Genomic DNA, 17,210 nt, shown 5'->3' with positions numbered 1-17,210 from the left:
AAATAAAACGTATAAAACCAGTTTTTGTTTCTTGTTTCTGTCCCATACAGAATGGAGACAATTCGTCAATTTATTATAATAACATTTTTTCAAGTCCCTTGCAAGACGGTATCGATGGCTTCCGCCAGCAGCTCCATGGCGTTTCTGGCTTCTTCTATGGTGTTGGTCTGCGCTCCGGCTTCAATCAGGGAAGACCGTCCCCTCAAATGCAGGTTGTAGCGCAGCCCCTTTAAATATATTTTTCTTGTAAATCCCGGATAGCGGTTTAAGGCCAGCTGCATCTGAAAGCAAAATGCCAGGTTTTCCTTCAGATACGGGTTTGGCAGATAGGCGATCTCCCCCTCCGGTGTCCGGCTCATTCCCTGGAAAAACATGATCCGTGCCGCTGTTTTCCCCGAAACCTTCTGTACCAGACGCACCGAATCTGCTACACCGTCCCGGTGTACATCCAAAATCACCTCGATGCCCGGATGCTCCTGCAAAATTCTCTGGATTCCCTCCAGCGCATAGGTATAGGCCCGGCTACGCTCCAGCTTTCCCTCCTTCTGGTCATACGCTGTGGTGTCATGGATGACATTCCAGCCCCGCTCTGAGAGAAGCTGGGCCAGATATGCTCCGGCTCCTGCCACAGTCGCATCGGGATGCTCCGGCCCGTAATCGGCATAGGTCTCGCTGGCATGGGTATGGTAGATGAGGATCTGGGGCTCATCCGGGTGTTTTTCCAGCTTGAGATCTGTTTTTAGCAGCGTATCTGCCGTCATCAGGCTCCGCTCCGCTGTCGTGGATGCGTGTACACTGAAATAATGCTTCATCAGGTAATCGTAATCCTGGAGGCGGGAACGCTCCGCAGCTTCCACCTGTGCACTGGCCGCGCTGCTTCCTTCATCAACAGCAGCTTCGCCATTTGTAGCATTTTTGCTGTCTGCGCCAGCCAGACTTCCCGTAGCACCAGCCCTGAATGCAGAAGCTTCGCCAGCCACAGCAGCTGTGCTGTTTTCTTGCGTTCTCCCATCTGCCCCGTCTGGCAACACTTCTGTATCAGAAAAGCTCCCGTCACCTGCTGCTTTTGGGTCTTCTGACAGCGCAAACAGGTATCCGTACTGCCTGTACGCATACCTGTAGGTTTCGTATATCTCATAAGAAGGATCCCTGCGCACAGGCCTTTCCTCACAAAAACGCACTGCCGGATACCGGATCTGAAGACACAGTGCCAGCAGCGTGCGCAGGATCCAGAGGACCAGACTATTCAAACCGGACGATTTCCTTTTTCAGCCGCTTCATGATTTTTTTCTCCAGACGGGAAATGTACGACTGTGAAATTCCCAGACGGTCTGCTACCTCTTTCTGGGTCATCTCCTCCCCTTCCGTATTTTTGAGCCCATACCGTAATTCCACGATCGTCTTCTCCCGCGGCTTAAGCTCTCAATGGCGCTCTTTAAGAGCTGTCTCTCGGTCTCATCCTCCAGGCCCCGGTAGATCACATCGTCATCGGTCCCAAGAATATCCGAAAGCAGCAGTTCATTTCCGTCCCAGTCCACATTCAGCGGCTCATCGATGGAAACCTCTGCCTTTGTCTTGCTGCTCCGGCGAAGATACATCAAAATCTCATTCTCAATACAACGTGAGGCATAGGTAGCCAGCTTGATGTTTTTCTCCGGGTTAAAGGTATTGATCGCCTTGATCAGGCCAATGGTTCCGATGGAGATCAGATCCTCCACGCCCACTGCCGTATTATCAAACTTCTTTGCTATGTAAACCACCAGACGCAGATTATGTTCGATCAGAACCGATCTGGCTGCCTTTTCCCCCTCTGTTCCCAGAAGCGCGATCATCTCTGCTTCTTTTTTGCTTTCCAGCGGTGGCGGAAGAATGTCCGCCCCTCCAATATAATGAACCTCGCCCTTCTTTTGCCACAGCATGGTAGTAAATGAAGGAACTGCCTTAAACTGAAAACGGTTTGGTACTGAAACTTTTACGATCACTTTTCCATCCTCCCGGGTCTTTCCATATTATGATGCCTGGGGCAAAAAATCTTGCCCTGCGATATTTCTCCATGTAAAAGCATCCCATACCGGTTGTGTGGTGATAATGCTTCCCCGCTGAGTGCCACCCATGGCCGCTCAAGCTCCCAGACCAGCTTTCCCTTCTGCCTGACCTCCATGCGGTCCAGACGGACTGCCGGCAAAATCCCATGGCTGTTACCCACCGAGGTAAACGGAACATATAAGACCTGGCAGTCTTCCTCTAAAAGCTCCCCGCAGGCACGTTTCTCCAGAACGTGGACCGGCTGGTGCCCATACGGCTCATAGAGCTGGTTTCCGGTATCATGCAGGGCCAGAACCGTCTTTGTCCGCCCCCGGTAATACAGCGTTACCTCGTACAGGTTATTCCGGAACACTTCTCCCTGCCGTAAAAACCTGGCACCCCCAAAAAGTACACCTCCAGCAACGCCAAGGTCTTTGCCAAACTGCGGCAGGGACCAGGAAGTAAGCTCCCAGACTGCACTGGAAGTTCTTCCGGCCACCGGCTCCAGCAGCGAACAGATGCCGCCAGTCAGGGTTGCTGCCATCCACAGGCTTAAAAGGCGCCGGAACCATTCCGCCCGGCTGCATGCCCCAAAAGCAATGCGGAGCATGAGCCAGGAGAGAAGCATAAGCTCCAGAAGCTTCCATGGCAGGAGCGGCAGTTTTGGAAGGAACACCAGCGCACAGGCACTGACAGCCCCTGCTGCCGCTCCCCCCAATAATCTCCCTGCCCTTTTCCATGTGCACGCCTTTCCCAGCACCGCGGTCAGGACCAGCAGATATAGATCTGCAGCCAGGTTCACCAGAAAAAACAGATCCAGATACAGGATTTCACTCATGCTACGTTTCCTCCGATGTACGGAACGCTGTTTGCATTACTGTTTGTGCATTGCGCAAATAGCAGCAAACGCTTTTCATGGATCCATGCTCCCCATTATAATCATTCTGAAGGAAAAACTTTGTCAAACGGACAGAGGCAAACTCCATTTTTGAACGACAAAAAAAGACAGAAAACCAAAGATGGTCTTCTGCCTTTGTCGATTTTTGTCTCCTGCACATACTTGTGTCAGACAAGCCATTCCATTCTTAGCGCTTATTCTTTAAGAAATCCGGAATGTTGATCTGGGTCTGGTTTAACGGACGGTAAGAGCCCTGGCTTACCGGTGCTCCCTGGGCCGGAGCTGCAGTCTGTGCAGTCTGGGTCTGAACCGGTTTCACAGTGGAAGCCTGGGTATGGAGCTGCGGGGCAGCTGCCTTTGCAGCAGTTGCACTTGCCTCAGCAGCAGCAACGCTGCGTCCTGTGGTCTGGGTATGTAAGTTTAATCCGGACGGCATTTTCGGGCTGATCTTTCCGAACTCAGCCATAGCCTTGTTAACCGGAGTGTTTGCATGTGCATCCAGGCCGGTTGCGATTACGGTGATGGTAGCCTCGTCCTGTGCATTCTCATCGTACATAGCACCGAAGATGATGTTTGCATCATCGCCAGCCAGCTCCTGAACATAGCTTGCAGCCTCGTTTGCCTCGATAAGGCTGATATCGCCGGAAATATTGATGATCACGTGGGTAGCACCCTCGATGGTGGTCTCCAACAGCGGGCTTGCTACTGCCTGCTTTACTGCCTCAACTGCCTTGTCATCGCCCTTAGCATGTCCGATGCCGATATGTGCGATGCCCTTGTCAGTCATAACGGTCTGTACATCTGCGAAGTCAAGGTTGATCAGACCCGGTACGTTGATCAGGTCGGTGATTCCCTGTACTGCCTGCTGAAGGACCTCGTCTGCTTTCTTTAATGCATCCGGCATGGTGGTTCTGCGGTCAACGATCTCAAGGAGCTTGTCATTCGGGATTACGATCAGGGTATCTACGCTTGCTTTTAAGTTCTCGATTCCAGCCAGGGCATTGCTCATACGTGCCTTTGCCTCGAAACGGAACGGCTTGGTTACAACGCCAACAGTCAGGATGCCCATATCTTTTGCGATCTTTGCGATGACCGGAGCTGCACCGGTACCGGTACCGCCACCCATACCACAGGTAACAAATACCATGTCCGCGCCCTTGATCGCCTGGGCGATCTCCTCAGAGCTCTCCTCTGCTGCCTTCTGTCCAACCTCCGGCTTTGCGCCTGCGCCTAAGCCCTTGGTCAGCTTTTCACCGATCTGCATGGCAGTCGGAGCCTTGCAGAACTGCAGTGCCTGTTTATCTGTATTAATGCCGATGAACTCCACACCCGCAATATCCTCGTCAACCATGCGGTTTACTGCATTGTTGCCGGCACCGCCGACACCGATCACAATGATCTTCGCGGAGTTTTCCGCTTCATTTATCTTAATCTCTAACAAGACTGATTCCTCCTTAATTTCTTTCATTGGCCTTTTGTAACAGTTTTGTAACATTATATCAAAAACTAGTCTAGATAATACTATAGGTGATTTCCTTCAAAATAGCAACCGTTTTTTTCGCAAAAAACTTAAAAAGAATGTGTCCTGGCACACTAATTTCTCGGCTTAAACGTGTACATCGGATTTGTCCTGGTCTCGTCGTAGCTGTCGAGATAAAGGGTCCCGCTCCTGCCCTCCAGCTTCGGAAGCATATCACTGAGCTCTGCGATCTTTCCATTCAAGCCGTCATTGTTTCCTAAGATCACCTCAATATCACCAAGATAAAGTGTTGCCTCCCCCAGTGTATTATACTGGATCTTATCCACGCTCAGGTCATAGATAGAAAGGATCTGGGTCAGGTTCATGATTTCCTCAAAAACCCGTTCACTCTCTACCGGCAGCTTCTGGTAAAGAACGATGTGACCGAACTTCAGTCCTGTGATCCAGGGAATCCCCGGCAGTTTCTGGCTGGCACTCTCCACAATGATACCGTCCTTGTCAAAATACATATAGCTGCTCATGTAGGACACGTAGCCAACGACACTTTTTTCATATACAATGATCTCTGCTTTGCGAAAGCCCTTCAGCACCAGCTATAGTCCTCTACAAAAGGAATCTTTTCATGCTTGCCAAAGTGCTCCCGCAGATAGCACAGTACCGTACTCCGGCTCGCATTATCCGGAAATACCAGATCGACCAGCTGCTCCTCTGTGTAGTTTTTATTTCCCGTAACCGTAATCTCCTGAAGCTTTACGGAGCACACAGCTGCTGCAAGTACCAGCAGCAGGAGCACAACCGCAAACAGAATTCTTTTTTTTCTCTTGCCGGATCCATATTCCATCTGTTTTCTCTCCCATTTCCGTATACTGTCGTCCCTTCACAGGTTCAGACCAGCGAGATCCGCGCCCCAACAGCCGCCAGATCCCGGCTGATATCCTCGTAGCCGCGCTGATATGCCCATAGCCCGAAACCAGGCTCTCCCCCTCCGCTGCCAGACAGGCCACCACCAGGGCAGCACCGCCCCGCAGGTCCGCTGCCTCTGCCTGCGCTCCACGCAGCAAAGGCACACCACACACAACCGCAAGTTTATCTTCTATTATAATATGGGCACCGAGTTTCTGCAATTCCTTTGCTGTGCAAAACCGGCTCTCAAATACGTTCTCACGGATGTAAGAGGTTCCATCCGCAAGACAGGCCGCCGCCAGCATCACCGACTGCATGTCGGTCGGAAACTCCGGGTATGGCCCTGTTTCCAGCTTTACCGGCCGTGGTCTTTCCTTACAGACAACCCAGATCCCGTTTTCCACAGGGCTCAGCCTGGCTCCCATCTGCTTTGCTGCCCACAGGGTTTTCCCCATATGGTCAAGCGGAGCATGCTCTAGAAACACACTGCCACCCGCACACAGCACAGCGCCCACATAGGTGCCTGCCACGATCCGGTCACCCGGAAGTGCAAAAACCGTATCGTGAAGGGACTGTTTTCCCTTTAGGCGGATCACTGGTGTTCCCGCCCCCTCCACCGGCACACCAAGTGCATTCAGAAAGTCGCAGAGAATCACAATTTCCGGTTCCCTGGCTGCGCCTTGCAGAACCGTCTCCCCCTCTGCCCCAGCTGCAGCCATCAGAATATTTTCCGTGGCTCCCACACTCGGGTACGGAAGCTGTATCCTTGTTCCCGTAAGGCCCTTTCCCGGACACTGCACAGACAACTCATCATCCTTTATCAGAACAGTTGCTCCCAGCGCCTCAAGCCCGCGGATATGAAGATCCACCGGCCGTTTTCCGATGCGGCAGCCGCCCGGAAGGCTGCTTTTTGCCATTCCAAAGCGTGCCAGAAGAGGCCCGAGAAGCATCACAGAGGATCGCATCTGCCCGGCAAGCTCTGCCGGTATTTTTGTATTGTCTATGGAGCCTGCCGAAATGATGAGGCGCTCCTCCTCCATCCTGCACTCTGCCCCCAGAGCGTTCAAAATCCCCAACATACAGAAAACATCCTGTATTTTGGGGATATGCTCCAGTACCGTGGTTCCGTTATGAAGAAGAGATGCTGCCATGACCGGCAGCACCCCATTTTTAGAACCCTGTATTTTTATTGTTCCATCCAGACTGTGTAACCCTTCTATCCGAAGCACAGACACCCGCCGATCCCTCCTGTAGCATAAGCTAAAGCCGCAAACAAATACTTCCTGCTTTATCTTATGTACGTTCCGGTTCTCTGGTTACCGCTCCAGACGGATCTGGTTCGACACACCAAGTACCATTCCCATCTCGGCCATCAGCAGGATAACAGATGTACCTCCGTAGCTGATGAACGGCAGCGTGATTCCGGTATTCGGGATCGTATTGGTTACTACCGCGATGTTTAAGATGACCTGGATCGCAATGTGTGCCATAACCCCTACTACGATCAGCGCCCCCAGAAGATCCGGCGCATTGTTCGCGATCAGCACAAAGCGGGAGATCAGAAAGAGGAAGATCATGATCACACAGAGTGCCCCAAAAAAGCCAAGCTCCTCACAGATGATGGAAAAGATCATATCGTTTTGTGCCTCCGGCACAAAGCCCATCTTCTGGATACTCTCTCCCAGCCCTTTTCCGAACAAACCACCTGAGCCGATCGCATAAAGGCCCTGCAGCACCTGGTAGCCGCCATCCATCGGATATGCCTCCGGGGACAGCCACACATGAATACGGCTTAACTGGTACGGCTTTAACACCTTGATCTTCTCCAGCAAAATTGCCAGTGGTCCGGCTATTGCAACCACCACAGCTGCAGCTATACCGCCTGCGTAAAATAGCACCTTATGGCGGCTCGCTATAAACAGCATCACAAACGCAATTCCGACAATAATGATACCGGAGCTTAAGTTATTTGCCCCAACAATGGCTGCGATCGGAAGTGCACGCAGCAGGCCAACCTTCATCACCTTTTTCCAGTCGTTAATCTCAGATCCCATCTTCGTGATCAGGACCGCCAGATATACAATCAGGGTAATCTTTACAACCTCCGTTGGCTGGAAACTGAAAGAACCAACTCCAAGCCATCGTTTTTTTCCGTTTACCTCTCTTCCCACAAGGCTTACTGCGATCATGAGCACATAGGAGATAAAGTATCCAAACCTGTACAGTCTGGCGTACCAGTGATAATCCACCTTAGAGATCACCAGGCAGCACCCAGACCGATCAACGCAAAGGTTAACTGGCGCATCATAAAGTAGCCGGCATTGTTAAACTTTAACTGCGCAGTATAAGAACTGGCACTGTAGATCATGACCAGTCCAAATACCATCAGAAATATGATACAGAACAGCAGGCTGTAATCATAAAACCGTTTCGGCCGGTTCTTCTTTGCCATAATCCTCCTCCTACAGGTTTCTTACACATTCTTTAAAAATCTCGCCGCGCTGCTCGTAGTTATCGAACATGCCCCAGCTTGCGCAGGCCGGGGATAAGAGGACATTGTCCCCCGCATTGGCATAGGCTGCACAGACACGCACTGCCTCCGGCATATCCTCCGCATACATGATGTCGGTAAAGCCATGGCTTCTTGCGCACTCTGCGATCTTGTCGCGGGTCTGGCCGATCAGCACCAGATATTTTACCTTACCGCCAAACGCCTCGATCCACTCATCGTATTCGCTGTGCTTATCGTAGCCGCCCGCGATCAGGACAGTCGGTCCCGGCATTGCGCGGATTGCCTGGATCGCAGCGTCTGGGTTGGTTCCCTTGGAGTCGTTGTAATAGCGGACTCCAGAGCGCTCCAGAACAAACTCAATGCGGTGCTCTACCGCCTTGAACTCCTTAACTGCCTTGCGGATGCAGTCCATCGGCACACCCATGCGGATGCTCATGGCCACTGCTGCCATGACGTTCTCATAGTTATGCTTGCCCAAAAGCTGCATATCCGTTTTTACATTGAGCACTTCCTCTTTCTTGCCGTCATGCGCATAGATCATGGTATCGCCATCTAAGTACATGCCTTCCTTTAAGGTCTGGGTGCTGGAGAAGAAGAACACCTTCGGCTTTAACTCCTTCTTCTCGCCAAACTCGCGGAGAACCTTATCATCGTAATTCAGCACAATGCAGTCATCCTCTGTCTGGTTCACAGCCACGCGCTCTTTTACCTCAATATAATTTTCCATGGTCCCGTGACGGTTTAAATGGTCCGGGGTGATATTTAAGATTGCACTGACATTCGGGTGGAAATCCATGATAGTCTCAAGCTGGAAGCTGGAAACCTCTGCCACCGTCACGGATTTTTCGGTAGTGTCCAGCGCCACCTCCGTGTACGGGATACCGATATTTCCTACCACGAACACCTCGTCGAAAAAGGTCTTCATAATGGCCCCGGTCAGGGCCGTGGTCGTTGTCTTTCCGTTGGTTCCGGTAATAGCAATGAGTTTTCCCTTCGCTACATGGTAGGCAAGCTGGATCTCACTCCAGATTGGGATCTTTGCTTCATCCAGGACCGGGACAAACGGTGCATCTAACGGGATTCCAGGGCTGATGATAGAAAGCTCCACCCCTAACAGGTCCGGTCTTGTCAGATCCCCTAATACGATCGTAACCTTTGCGTCTTCCTCAAAATTTTCCTTGATTTTCTCCGGGTCCAGCTTGTCGTTGCCATCGTAAAGCACAACCTCGCCGCCCATGGCGAGAAGAAGCTTTGCTGCTGCGATACCGCTCTTTCCGGTACCTGCCACTAATACTTTCTGACTCATCTCATATACCTCCTGTCCTTCGATACTACAATCCCAGATATGCCACCAGGCAGAGCAGCGCTGTCACGATGGAAAATACCGCAACCACCCGGGTCTCAGACCAGCCGCCTAGTTCAAAGTGGTGATGGATCGGCGCCATACGGAAAATACGCTTTCCATGGGTTGCCTTAAAGTATGAAACCTGCATGATCACCGATAATACCTCAACCAGATAGATAAGGCCGATGATCGGGATAAATAACGGCATCTGCATCATGAAGGCGCTGGATGCCACAAAACCGCCCAGTGCCAGGGAGCCGGTGTCACCCATAAACACCTTGGCCGGGTAGACATTAAACAGTAAAAATCCAAGAAGACTTCCAACGACCGCCCCGGTGATCGGCTGATGCCGCTGTTTTCGCCGATGGAAATGATGGTTAAAAAGGTTGCGACCAGAATGGTCACGCTGGTGCACAGACCGTCCAGTCCATCGGTAAAATTCACGCCGTTGTCGGTGCCAAGCACTACAAAGAACACAAACGGAATGAACAAAATACCAAGATTTAAGTAGATCCCGTGCTCAAACCCGCCGGTAAACGGAACCAGCATAGAGGTTCCCACCTCGCCGGAGCACACTAAATAATAAACAAAAATGCCGGTGATCACAAACTGTCCGATGAGCTTCTGCACCGGGTTAAGTCCCTCAGAACGCTTCATAACGATCTTGATATAATCGTCTAAAAAACCAATGATGCCAAATCCCACTGTCATAAACAGCACCGGAATGATGCGCGGGTAATCGCGAATATATAACAGGGAGGTGATCACCACCGCAGTCAAAAATACCAGACCGCCCATGGTGGGTGTGCCCTGCTTCTTTAAGTGGGCCTGGGGACCGTCCTCACGGACCTGCTGTCCAAACTTCAGCTTATGCAGAAACGGGATCACGACCGGACAGAGGATCGCGCTGACTGCAAATGCGATAATGATCGCAAGAATGGTTTCGTTAATCATGATACTCTCCTACGTTCTCTATGTATTATGCGAAGGCACAAAAAGGCCGCTACGCATATGCATAAGTATACGTCTTTTCTATTTTCTTTGCAAGGCTGTTTGCGTCAAAGTTTTCACCCATATTACGGTTTGATTGTTGCTGTTCACGCGTTGCGCAAACAGCAACGCTTAACTTTCTTCTTCCCGTGATGTGTCACGGCTGATTCCCAGATAAGGAAGAATGTTCTGGAAGATGTCTGCGATCACCGGTGCCGCAATGGTTCCCCCGTAATAAATCCCCTGCGGTTCATCGATCGTGATCAGCGCGATCACCTGCGGATCCTCTGCCGGGGCAAAGCCGACGAAAGAAGAAATGTACTTTTTCAGGCTGCGCGGCAGCTTTTCCGAGGTAGCCGTCTTTCCGCCAATGCGGAACCCGGCCACCGCCGCCTTTTTTCCGCTGCCCTCTGCCACCACCTGCTCCAGCACATAGCGCATGGTCTGGCTTGTTTCTTCAGACAGGATCCGGCGGCCCTCCGGGTAAGAAAAACGGCGGATCACGCTCCCATCCGCTCCAACTGCCATAACGCCAAAGTGCGGCGTCACCCGCCTTCCCCCGTTGATGATGGAGGCCGCTGTGGTGATCAGCTGGATGGGCGTGATCTGGAAGGACTGCCCAAACGATACCGTTGCCAGCTCTACCAGTCCCATGTTTTCCTTCCTGTGCATGATGGTGGCAGCCTCTCCCGGAAGATCGATCCCGGTTTTCTCCCGCAGTCCAAACTGCGTAAAATAATCATAATACCGGTCAATTCCAAGGCGCTGCCCCACATCGATAAAGACCGGGTTGCAGGAGTTCATGGCTCCCTGCAAAAATGTTTCACTGCCATGCCCACCAACCTTATGGCACCGGATCTTCCGGTCCTCCACCACACGAAAGCCCGGACAGGAAAAGTGGTCTGTCAGGGACACCACGCCCGCCTCCAGCCCCGCCGCCGCAGTAATGATCTTAAAGGTGGAGCCAGGCTCGTAGGTGTCATTAATGGCGGGATTTCTCCACATCTGGTTTAACAGCTCCTGCTTTTCCTTCGCAGAAATCCCAGGCGGCTCTTCTATATTTAATGTGAACGGATCGTTCAGATTAAATTCCGGCACATTGACCATTGCCATAATTTCCCCATTCTGGGGATCCATAACGATCACCGACACCCGCTTTGCACCCTTTTTTTCCATCACGGCCTGTGCTGCCTGCTGGGCATACTGCTGGATGTTCACATCCAGGCTGGTAACAAGATCTGCTCCTGCCACCGGCTCGATCCGCTCCTCAAACGCATTTTCAAGCTCTATCCCGGCCGCATCCGCCATCGTGAGGATCGTGCCGTTCGTTCCCTTTAAAACCGGCTCGTAGGCAACCTCAAGGCCAATGATTCCCTGGTTATCCCCGCCGGTAAAGCCTAATACCTTTGAAGCAAGGCTATCGAAGGGATAATAACGCTTATAGTCCTCGTCTACCTTCACACCAGCCAGATGCATTTCCCGGATCTGGTCACCGGTCTCTTTATCTACATTGGTCCGGATGATCTCCCGTGAGCTGCGCTTTTCCACTTTTTTGCGGACTGGTGCCTCCTCCATCCCCAAGGCGTTACAAAGACTGTGGATCACCTGCTTCGGATCTTCCACCTGGTTGTGGATCACCGAAACTGTACAGACAGTCCGGTTATCTGCGATCACCGTTTTATTTGCATCCAGAATACGCCCCCGGGCTGCTTTGATCGAGCGTTCCCGCTGGTGCAGGTCTTCTGCCATTTCACTGTAGTGATCGGCCCGGTACATCATAAGAAACACAAGCCGCCCTGTAAGTCCCACCATGCAAAGGCACAGCAGGCCAGACAGAACGGCTATTCTTTTCCGGTGATGGGTCAGGAAATCATATTCCCGTTTTGGCTGTATATCCATAAATTGAAAGCTTCCCATGCCGGCTCCCTGGACGGTCATTCTTATTCTATTGTATGAAGCAGCGGGATATCCTATTCTGCCCTAAGCAGTTTTCCGTCCAGATGACAGTCATGCTGCACTCCGGCAGTGCTCACTCTCCGGCAGCAGAAGTACTGCTCATGGTTTCGCGCTCCTGCCCGGAGCTTCCGGCTGCCGTGGAAGCTGCTTTACTCTCCGTTCCGGCTGCAGCAGAGTCTTCTGTCTTTGCTGCACCGGTACTTTCTGCGCCTGCCGCAGCTGTGGTTCCGGTACCTGTACTTCCTGCATTAGCGGAACCCGTGCTTCCTGTACCAGCAGCACCAGTGCTCTCTTCATTTGCTGCCCCAGAGCTCTCTGCTGCGCTGCTTTCCGAAGCAGAGGTTTCCGGGACTGTCTGGGCCGGTGGAACATAGCCGCTTCCGGCTGTCTCATCCGTTCCATCTGCCTCCGTGCTCTCCGGCACATCCTCCGGCAGGTCAGAATCGGCACCCGGCTCCACATACTCTTCCGTCTCGTATACCTTCGGCTCAGTCTCCGGCTCCGGCGTAGTGCCGGTGTTGTCGGTAATGCCTCAGCCTCCGGAAGCTGCGCTGCTGCCTCGCTCTGCTGCGCCTCAAAATCGACAGACGGGAAGACGTTCAGATAAGGAAGAATGTCACCCATGATTTTAGAGAATACACCGCTTGCATAAGAGCTATGTGCCTGGTCTTCTACATGCGGAGTGTCGATAATGACGTATACCAGTACCTGCGGGTCATAGGCCGGTGCGAAACCGCAGAAGGAAAGCAGATAGTTCTTTGCGGAACGCGGGATTTTCTCTGCCGTACCGGTCTTTCCGGCAATCTCGTAGCCCTCAACCGCTGCAGCTCTACCGGTTCCCTCGGAAACCGTGCGGAATAAGGCATCCTTAATGAAGTTGCTGGTAGATTCAGAAACAGTCTCACGCACCAGCTTCGGCTTTACTTCTTTTACCACAGAGCCCTGGTCATTTAAGATCTGTTTTACCACATGTGGCTCATAGTAGGAACCTCCGTTGATCACGGAACAGTAGGCTGCTGCCATCTGGATCATGGAGCAGTTATAGTTCTGGCCGAAGGAGTTGGTCGCTAAGTCCGCAGAGTTCATCTCGGAAGCACTTCTTACCAGACCCTTGGCATCTGACTCACCCGGAAGGTCAATTCCGGTCTTCTCACCAAAGCCAAAGGAGCTCATGTAGCGTGCAAATGTTTCCGCTCCTGTCTTGGCTGCGATCTGCATCATGGCATCGTTGCAGGAAACCATCAGCGCTTCTGCCACCGTCAGCATACCGTGACCACCCTTTTTAAAGGCCGTACACTTAATCTGGTGCCCCGCTACCTCCTTGTAGCCGTCACAGTAAAACGTATCGTTCGGGGAAATGATACCCTCCTCCAGTGCAGCCGCTACCGTAAAGATCTTAGATGGGGAACCCGGCTCGTAAGTATCACTGATATCGTAATTTCTCCATTTCTGGTTCCAGGCCACCTGCAGGCCATAGGAACGGATCTCGTCTGACGAAAAATGATCCGGCACCTGCTCCATGGTGATGGTGCTGCCATCGGTCTTTCTGTGCTGGCGGTTGTAGGTCTGCATGGCCTCCTTTAAGCCCAGCTCCCGGAGCGCATCCTCACTGAAGCTGTCTGCCGCACTTCTCGGATTATTCAGGTCAAACATACTGTCATTCGCCATGGCCAGAACTTCACCGTTATTCGGGTTCATGACCACGACACCCACATGCTCGGAGCCTGTCTCTGCCATCCATTCATTGATGCGCTTTTCCACTGCATTCTGAATGTTCACGTCGATACTGGAAACCACCGTGTTTCCGTTCTGTGCGGGTTTGATGACACGCTCCAGATTGGATTCATCGTTTAAATAGCCGTATTCCCGGCCATTGGTGCCGATCAGGGAATCGTTGTAGGACTGCTCAATGCCGCCGTTTCCCGTTCCGCCATCGCTGGTAGCAAAACCCACCACGTTGCAGGCCAGGGAATTGTATGGGTAAATGCGCTTAAACTCATCCTCAAACCAGATGCCCTTGACCCGGGCCTTGGAATCCGCCTTGGCATTGGCCTTGTTGGTATCGGACTGGTACTGCTCAAAGGCCTCCTTCTGATCGTAGGAAAGCTGTCTTGCATAGCGCAGATATGCCTTTGCCGAGTTATCACGGATCAGACTGCGCATTTCGCTGTCATCGTAGCCAAATACGGTTACCAGAGCCGTTACGGTCGCATCCAGGTAATCCTCCTCCGCGGACATGATCTGCTTTGGGTCAATGATCAGGTTATACACCTTCTCCGTGGTTGCAAGGTACGTTCCGTTGCGGTCCACGATATCGCCACGCCGGTAAGGAAGCACACGGCTGTCATACTGCTGCTGGGACAGCACGATCTGGTTATAGCTGTCCTGCTTTGCAGTCATGATGTGATATAACACATAGATTAATGCAAACAAAGCCAGCGTAATCACAATGACCGTGACCGCCAGCTTTTCCTGCATATATGTTGTGAAGATCCGGCGCACGCCGGATCTTCTCCTCTCTCCCTTTTGTGAATGCTGATTAGTGTTTTGGGATGTCCTCATATTGTCTTACATACTCACTTTCCGTTTTATCATATAATAATACCTGATTACGGTTGGCATATACCATGCCGAGCTCCTCTGTTGCCACTTTGTAGATATGGTCCAGATCCATGTCGGTGTTGATCCGGGTCTGAAGGGCGTCATTCTCCGAACGAAGCTGCTCTAACTCCTGCTCCAGTCCCTCGATATTATGGATCTTGGCAGTCATGGCAGACTGTACATGCAGATACCCCACACAGATATACAGTGTGCAGAAGGTAGCTAGTGTCAGCATGATCACATAAGGCAAGTCCATCTGAAGTGCCTTTTCCTGGTTTTTTCTGACAGTATGGCTCATATTCTGGCGGTACTGCACAACTCTCCGTTCTCTTGTCCGTTCCCTTTCTGCAGCCAGATCTCTGGCGGCAGTTCCATACACATAGCGGTTTTTTCCTGCTGCTCTGTGCGAAGCCATACCCATTCCTCCTTTTTCCTCTTAACGTAACATTCCCTTTTTATATTTATAAATCTGTAGCTTACTATTTCACGATGCAGCTGATCTTACGGCACCGCACTTAGCTCATTCGGATACGTGCAGCTTGCTGCACCCTTCTTACGCCCGTTCGAATACACGGAGCTTAGAGCTCTTTGAACGTTTATTGTATTCCAGTTCCTCTTCCCCAGGCACGACCGGCTTTCTGGTAATGACCGTGCCTTGCTCTTTCTGCCGCACATACATACCGGAAATTCCGGCGGGCAGATGCACGGGTTTTCATTGTCCCGGAAGCGTTTTTTCACGATCCGGTCCTCCAGTGAGTGGAAGGTGATGATGCTCAGACGACCGCCCGGATTTAAAAGATCGATCATGGTGTCGATAGATCGGTTTAATACATCCAGCTCGTGGTTTAATTCAATGCGGATCGCCTGGAAGGTACGCTTGGCCGGATGCCCGCCCGTAGCCCGGACCTTTGCCGGAATCGCTGCCTTAATGGTCTCGATGAGCTCCCCGGTGGTCTCGTAAGGCTTCTCCTGGCGCTGCCGCACGATGTGCTTTGCGATATTCTTTGCGAAGCGGTCCTCCCCGTAATCGCGGATGATGCGGTAAAGCTCCATTTCGCTGTAATTGTTTACAATGTCCGCCGCAGTCTGCGGATTGCGCTGGTCCATACGCATGTCCAAAGGTGCATCCTCCCGGTAGGTAAACCCTCTGGATGCTGTATCCAGCTGGTAAGAGGAAACACCAAGATCCAGATAAATGCCGTCCACCTTTTCAATGCCAAGGTCATGAAGCACCGAAGCAATGTTTTCATAATTGCTCCGCACTACGGTAACCTTGTCCTGAAACTCAGAAAGACGCGCTGATGCAGCTGCGATCGCATCTGCGTCCTGATCGATGCCGATGAGGCGTCCGTGCTCCCCTAAGCGTTTGCAGACCTCATAAGCATGTCCGCCCCCGCCAAGGTTCCATCTACATAAATGCCGTCCGGTCTGATGTTCAGACTGTCGACTGTCTCATAAAGTAATACTGATTTATGCTCAAATGCCATTTAAATTCCAAGACCCTCCATATTCTCTGCAATTTCTTCCATGTCGTCATAGGTATTCGACTGATTCCAGTTATCTCTGCTCCAGATCTCAATCCGGCTTCCCACGCCGACTAACACTGCGTCCTTGTCGATCTTGGCGAATTCCCTCAAAACGGCCGGGAGCAAAATCCGTCCCTGTTTATCTACTTCACAGGTGGTAGCGCCCGCAAGAAAAAAACGGGAAAACTTTCGTGCGTTTGCATTGGTGAGCGGCAGGGCATGCAGTTTTTCTTCCAGAGCTTTCCATTCGGTGTTTTCATAGACGAATAAACAGCCATCGAGCCCCTTCGTTACCACGAATTCGTCTCCAAGCTGTTCCCTGAATTTGGAAGGGACGATCAACCTGCCCTTCGCGTCCACTGTATGATTGTATTCACCCATGAACATCTTCCATCACCTGCTTCGCCTGCACCGTGCGCATTCCGAATGCGTGCTGTCTGCTGTTCACATATCCATGAGCAGCAGCCACGACAAAACCCTTGTCCTACACTTTTGTACCATTTCGAACCACTTTGCGCCACTTTCCACCACTTGTAACATAAGTGTAGTACATGCGTAAAAAAATAGCAAGTTTTTTTCACAAAAAAGCAATGGAAAATTAAGGAAAAACGTAAGAATCAAAAGGTTTTTCCAATTCTGCAGTAAAAAAGGGAAACACCCTCTTATCATTTGCGGATGTTTCCCTTACAAGTCTCCTAAACTTCGCTGCCGTCCACACATGCGCGCCCGGCAAAGGATCTTCATTTTCAGTATTCCATAGCGATGTAGATCTCGATCAGGCGGTCGAGCTCTACACTATTTTCGTAGATATAAGAATACTCAGCTCCTCCTTCAATACTGTCCTCCAGTTTTTTTCTGGCTTTCTCGATGCACACCACCAGCTCCTCCTTGGAAATTTCCATGCCCGCTTCCTCCAGGTATCCAGTGACACAGCTTTCTGGGCAGAATCTGTTTTTCCAGCTGTATCACGTCCA

Annotated in this window: 12 protein-coding genes and 4 pseudogenes; all 16 read right to left on the bottom strand. The window is 51.5% G+C overall.

Annotated features, from left to right (window positions below):
* Positions 1–89: 89 nt before the first annotated feature.
* A complete protein-coding gene (locus DXA97_RS20765; RefSeq protein WP_243107576.1) occupies positions 90–1,250 on the bottom strand; it encodes a stage II sporulation protein P in 1,161 nt (386 codons plus the stop codon).
* Positions 1,243–1,982, bottom strand: a pseudogene (gene sigE, locus DXA97_RS06260) (RNA polymerase sporulation sigma factor SigE). The gene DXA97_RS20765 and the pseudogene sigE overlap by 8 nt, the downstream one beginning before the upstream one ends.
* Entirely contained in the window at positions 1,979–2,863 is an 885-nt protein-coding gene (locus DXA97_RS06255) for a sigma-E processing peptidase SpoIIGA (protein WP_118718959.1), read from the bottom strand. Before DXA97_RS06255 ends, sigE begins: the two are co-directional and overlap by 4 nt.
* Positions 2,864–3,110: 247 nt before the next feature.
* Positions 3,111–4,364 (bottom strand): cell division protein FtsZ, encoded by a 1,254-nt coding sequence (gene ftsZ, locus DXA97_RS06250; protein ID WP_118718957.1) that lies wholly within the window; start codon positions 4,362–4,364, stop codon positions 3,111–3,113.
* Positions 4,365–4,516: 152 nt separating this feature from the next.
* The gene (locus tag DXA97_RS06245) at positions 4,517–4,993 is read right to left on the bottom strand and encodes a hypothetical protein (RefSeq protein WP_347561480.1); all 477 of its coding nucleotides are present in this window, start codon (positions 4,991–4,993) and stop codon (positions 4,517–4,519) included.
* A complete protein-coding gene (locus DXA97_RS21955; RefSeq protein WP_347561479.1) occupies positions 4,987–5,166 on the bottom strand; it encodes a hypothetical protein in 180 nt (59 codons plus the stop codon). The genes DXA97_RS06245 and DXA97_RS21955 overlap by 7 nt, the downstream gene beginning before the upstream one ends.
* Positions 5,123–6,541 (bottom strand): UDP-N-acetylglucosamine 1-carboxyvinyltransferase, encoded by a 1,419-nt coding sequence (gene murA / locus DXA97_RS06240; protein WP_243107575.1) that lies wholly within the window; start codon positions 6,539–6,541, stop codon positions 5,123–5,125. The genes DXA97_RS21955 and murA overlap by 44 nt, the downstream gene beginning before the upstream one ends.
* An 81-nt stretch (positions 6,542–6,622) precedes the next feature.
* Positions 6,623–7,674 (bottom strand): annotated as a pseudogene (locus DXA97_RS06235) (putative peptidoglycan glycosyltransferase FtsW).
* A 94-nt stretch (positions 7,675–7,768) separates the two neighbouring features.
* On the bottom strand, positions 7,769–9,124 hold the full coding sequence (gene murD, locus DXA97_RS06230; protein WP_118718955.1) for a UDP-N-acetylmuramoyl-L-alanine--D-glutamate ligase: 1,356 nt from the start codon (positions 9,122–9,124) through the stop codon (positions 7,769–7,771).
* 25 nt (positions 9,125–9,149) lie between these two features.
* Positions 9,150–10,117 (bottom strand): annotated as a pseudogene (gene mraY, locus DXA97_RS06225) (phospho-N-acetylmuramoyl-pentapeptide-transferase).
* Between the two features lie 168 nt (positions 10,118–10,285).
* Positions 10,286–11,965 carry a penicillin-binding transpeptidase domain-containing protein gene (locus DXA97_RS06220; protein WP_347561488.1) on the bottom strand — a complete coding sequence of 560 codons (1,680 nt, stop codon included), beginning with the start codon at positions 11,963–11,965 and terminating at the stop codon, positions 10,286–10,288.
* Between the two features lie 243 nt (positions 11,966–12,208).
* Positions 12,209–14,611: a penicillin-binding transpeptidase domain-containing protein gene (locus DXA97_RS06215; protein ID WP_347561478.1), complete on the bottom strand. Its 2,403-nt coding sequence runs from the start codon at positions 14,609–14,611 to the stop codon at positions 12,209–12,211.
* Between the two features lie 37 nt (positions 14,612–14,648).
* A complete protein-coding gene (locus tag DXA97_RS06210; RefSeq protein ID WP_243032053.1) occupies positions 14,649–15,125 on the bottom strand; it encodes a septum formation initiator family protein in 477 nt (158 codons plus the stop codon).
* 138 nt (positions 15,126–15,263) lie between these two features.
* Positions 15,264–16,197: pseudogene (rsmH, locus tag DXA97_RS06205) on the bottom strand (16S rRNA (cytosine(1402)-N(4))-methyltransferase RsmH).
* Positions 16,198–16,623 carry a division/cell wall cluster transcriptional repressor MraZ gene (mraZ, locus tag DXA97_RS06200; protein ID WP_118718949.1) on the bottom strand — a complete coding sequence of 142 codons (426 nt, stop codon included), beginning with the start codon at positions 16,621–16,623 and terminating at the stop codon, positions 16,198–16,200.
* A 359-nt stretch (positions 16,624–16,982) separates the two neighbouring features.
* Positions 16,983–17,138 carry a Spo0E family sporulation regulatory protein-aspartic acid phosphatase gene (locus DXA97_RS06190; protein ID WP_118718945.1) on the bottom strand — a complete coding sequence of 52 codons (156 nt, stop codon included), beginning with the start codon at positions 17,136–17,138 and terminating at the stop codon, positions 16,983–16,985.
* Positions 17,139–17,210 lie beyond the last annotated feature (72 nt).

This window comes from Clostridium sp. OF09-36, from assembly GCF_003481985.1.
In the GTDB taxonomy this organism is placed as follows: domain Bacteria; phylum Bacillota; class Clostridia; order Lachnospirales; family Lachnospiraceae; genus Brotaphodocola.
Note: the sequence above shows the minus strand (reverse complement) of the source record. Positions and strands in the feature narration are given on the sequence as shown.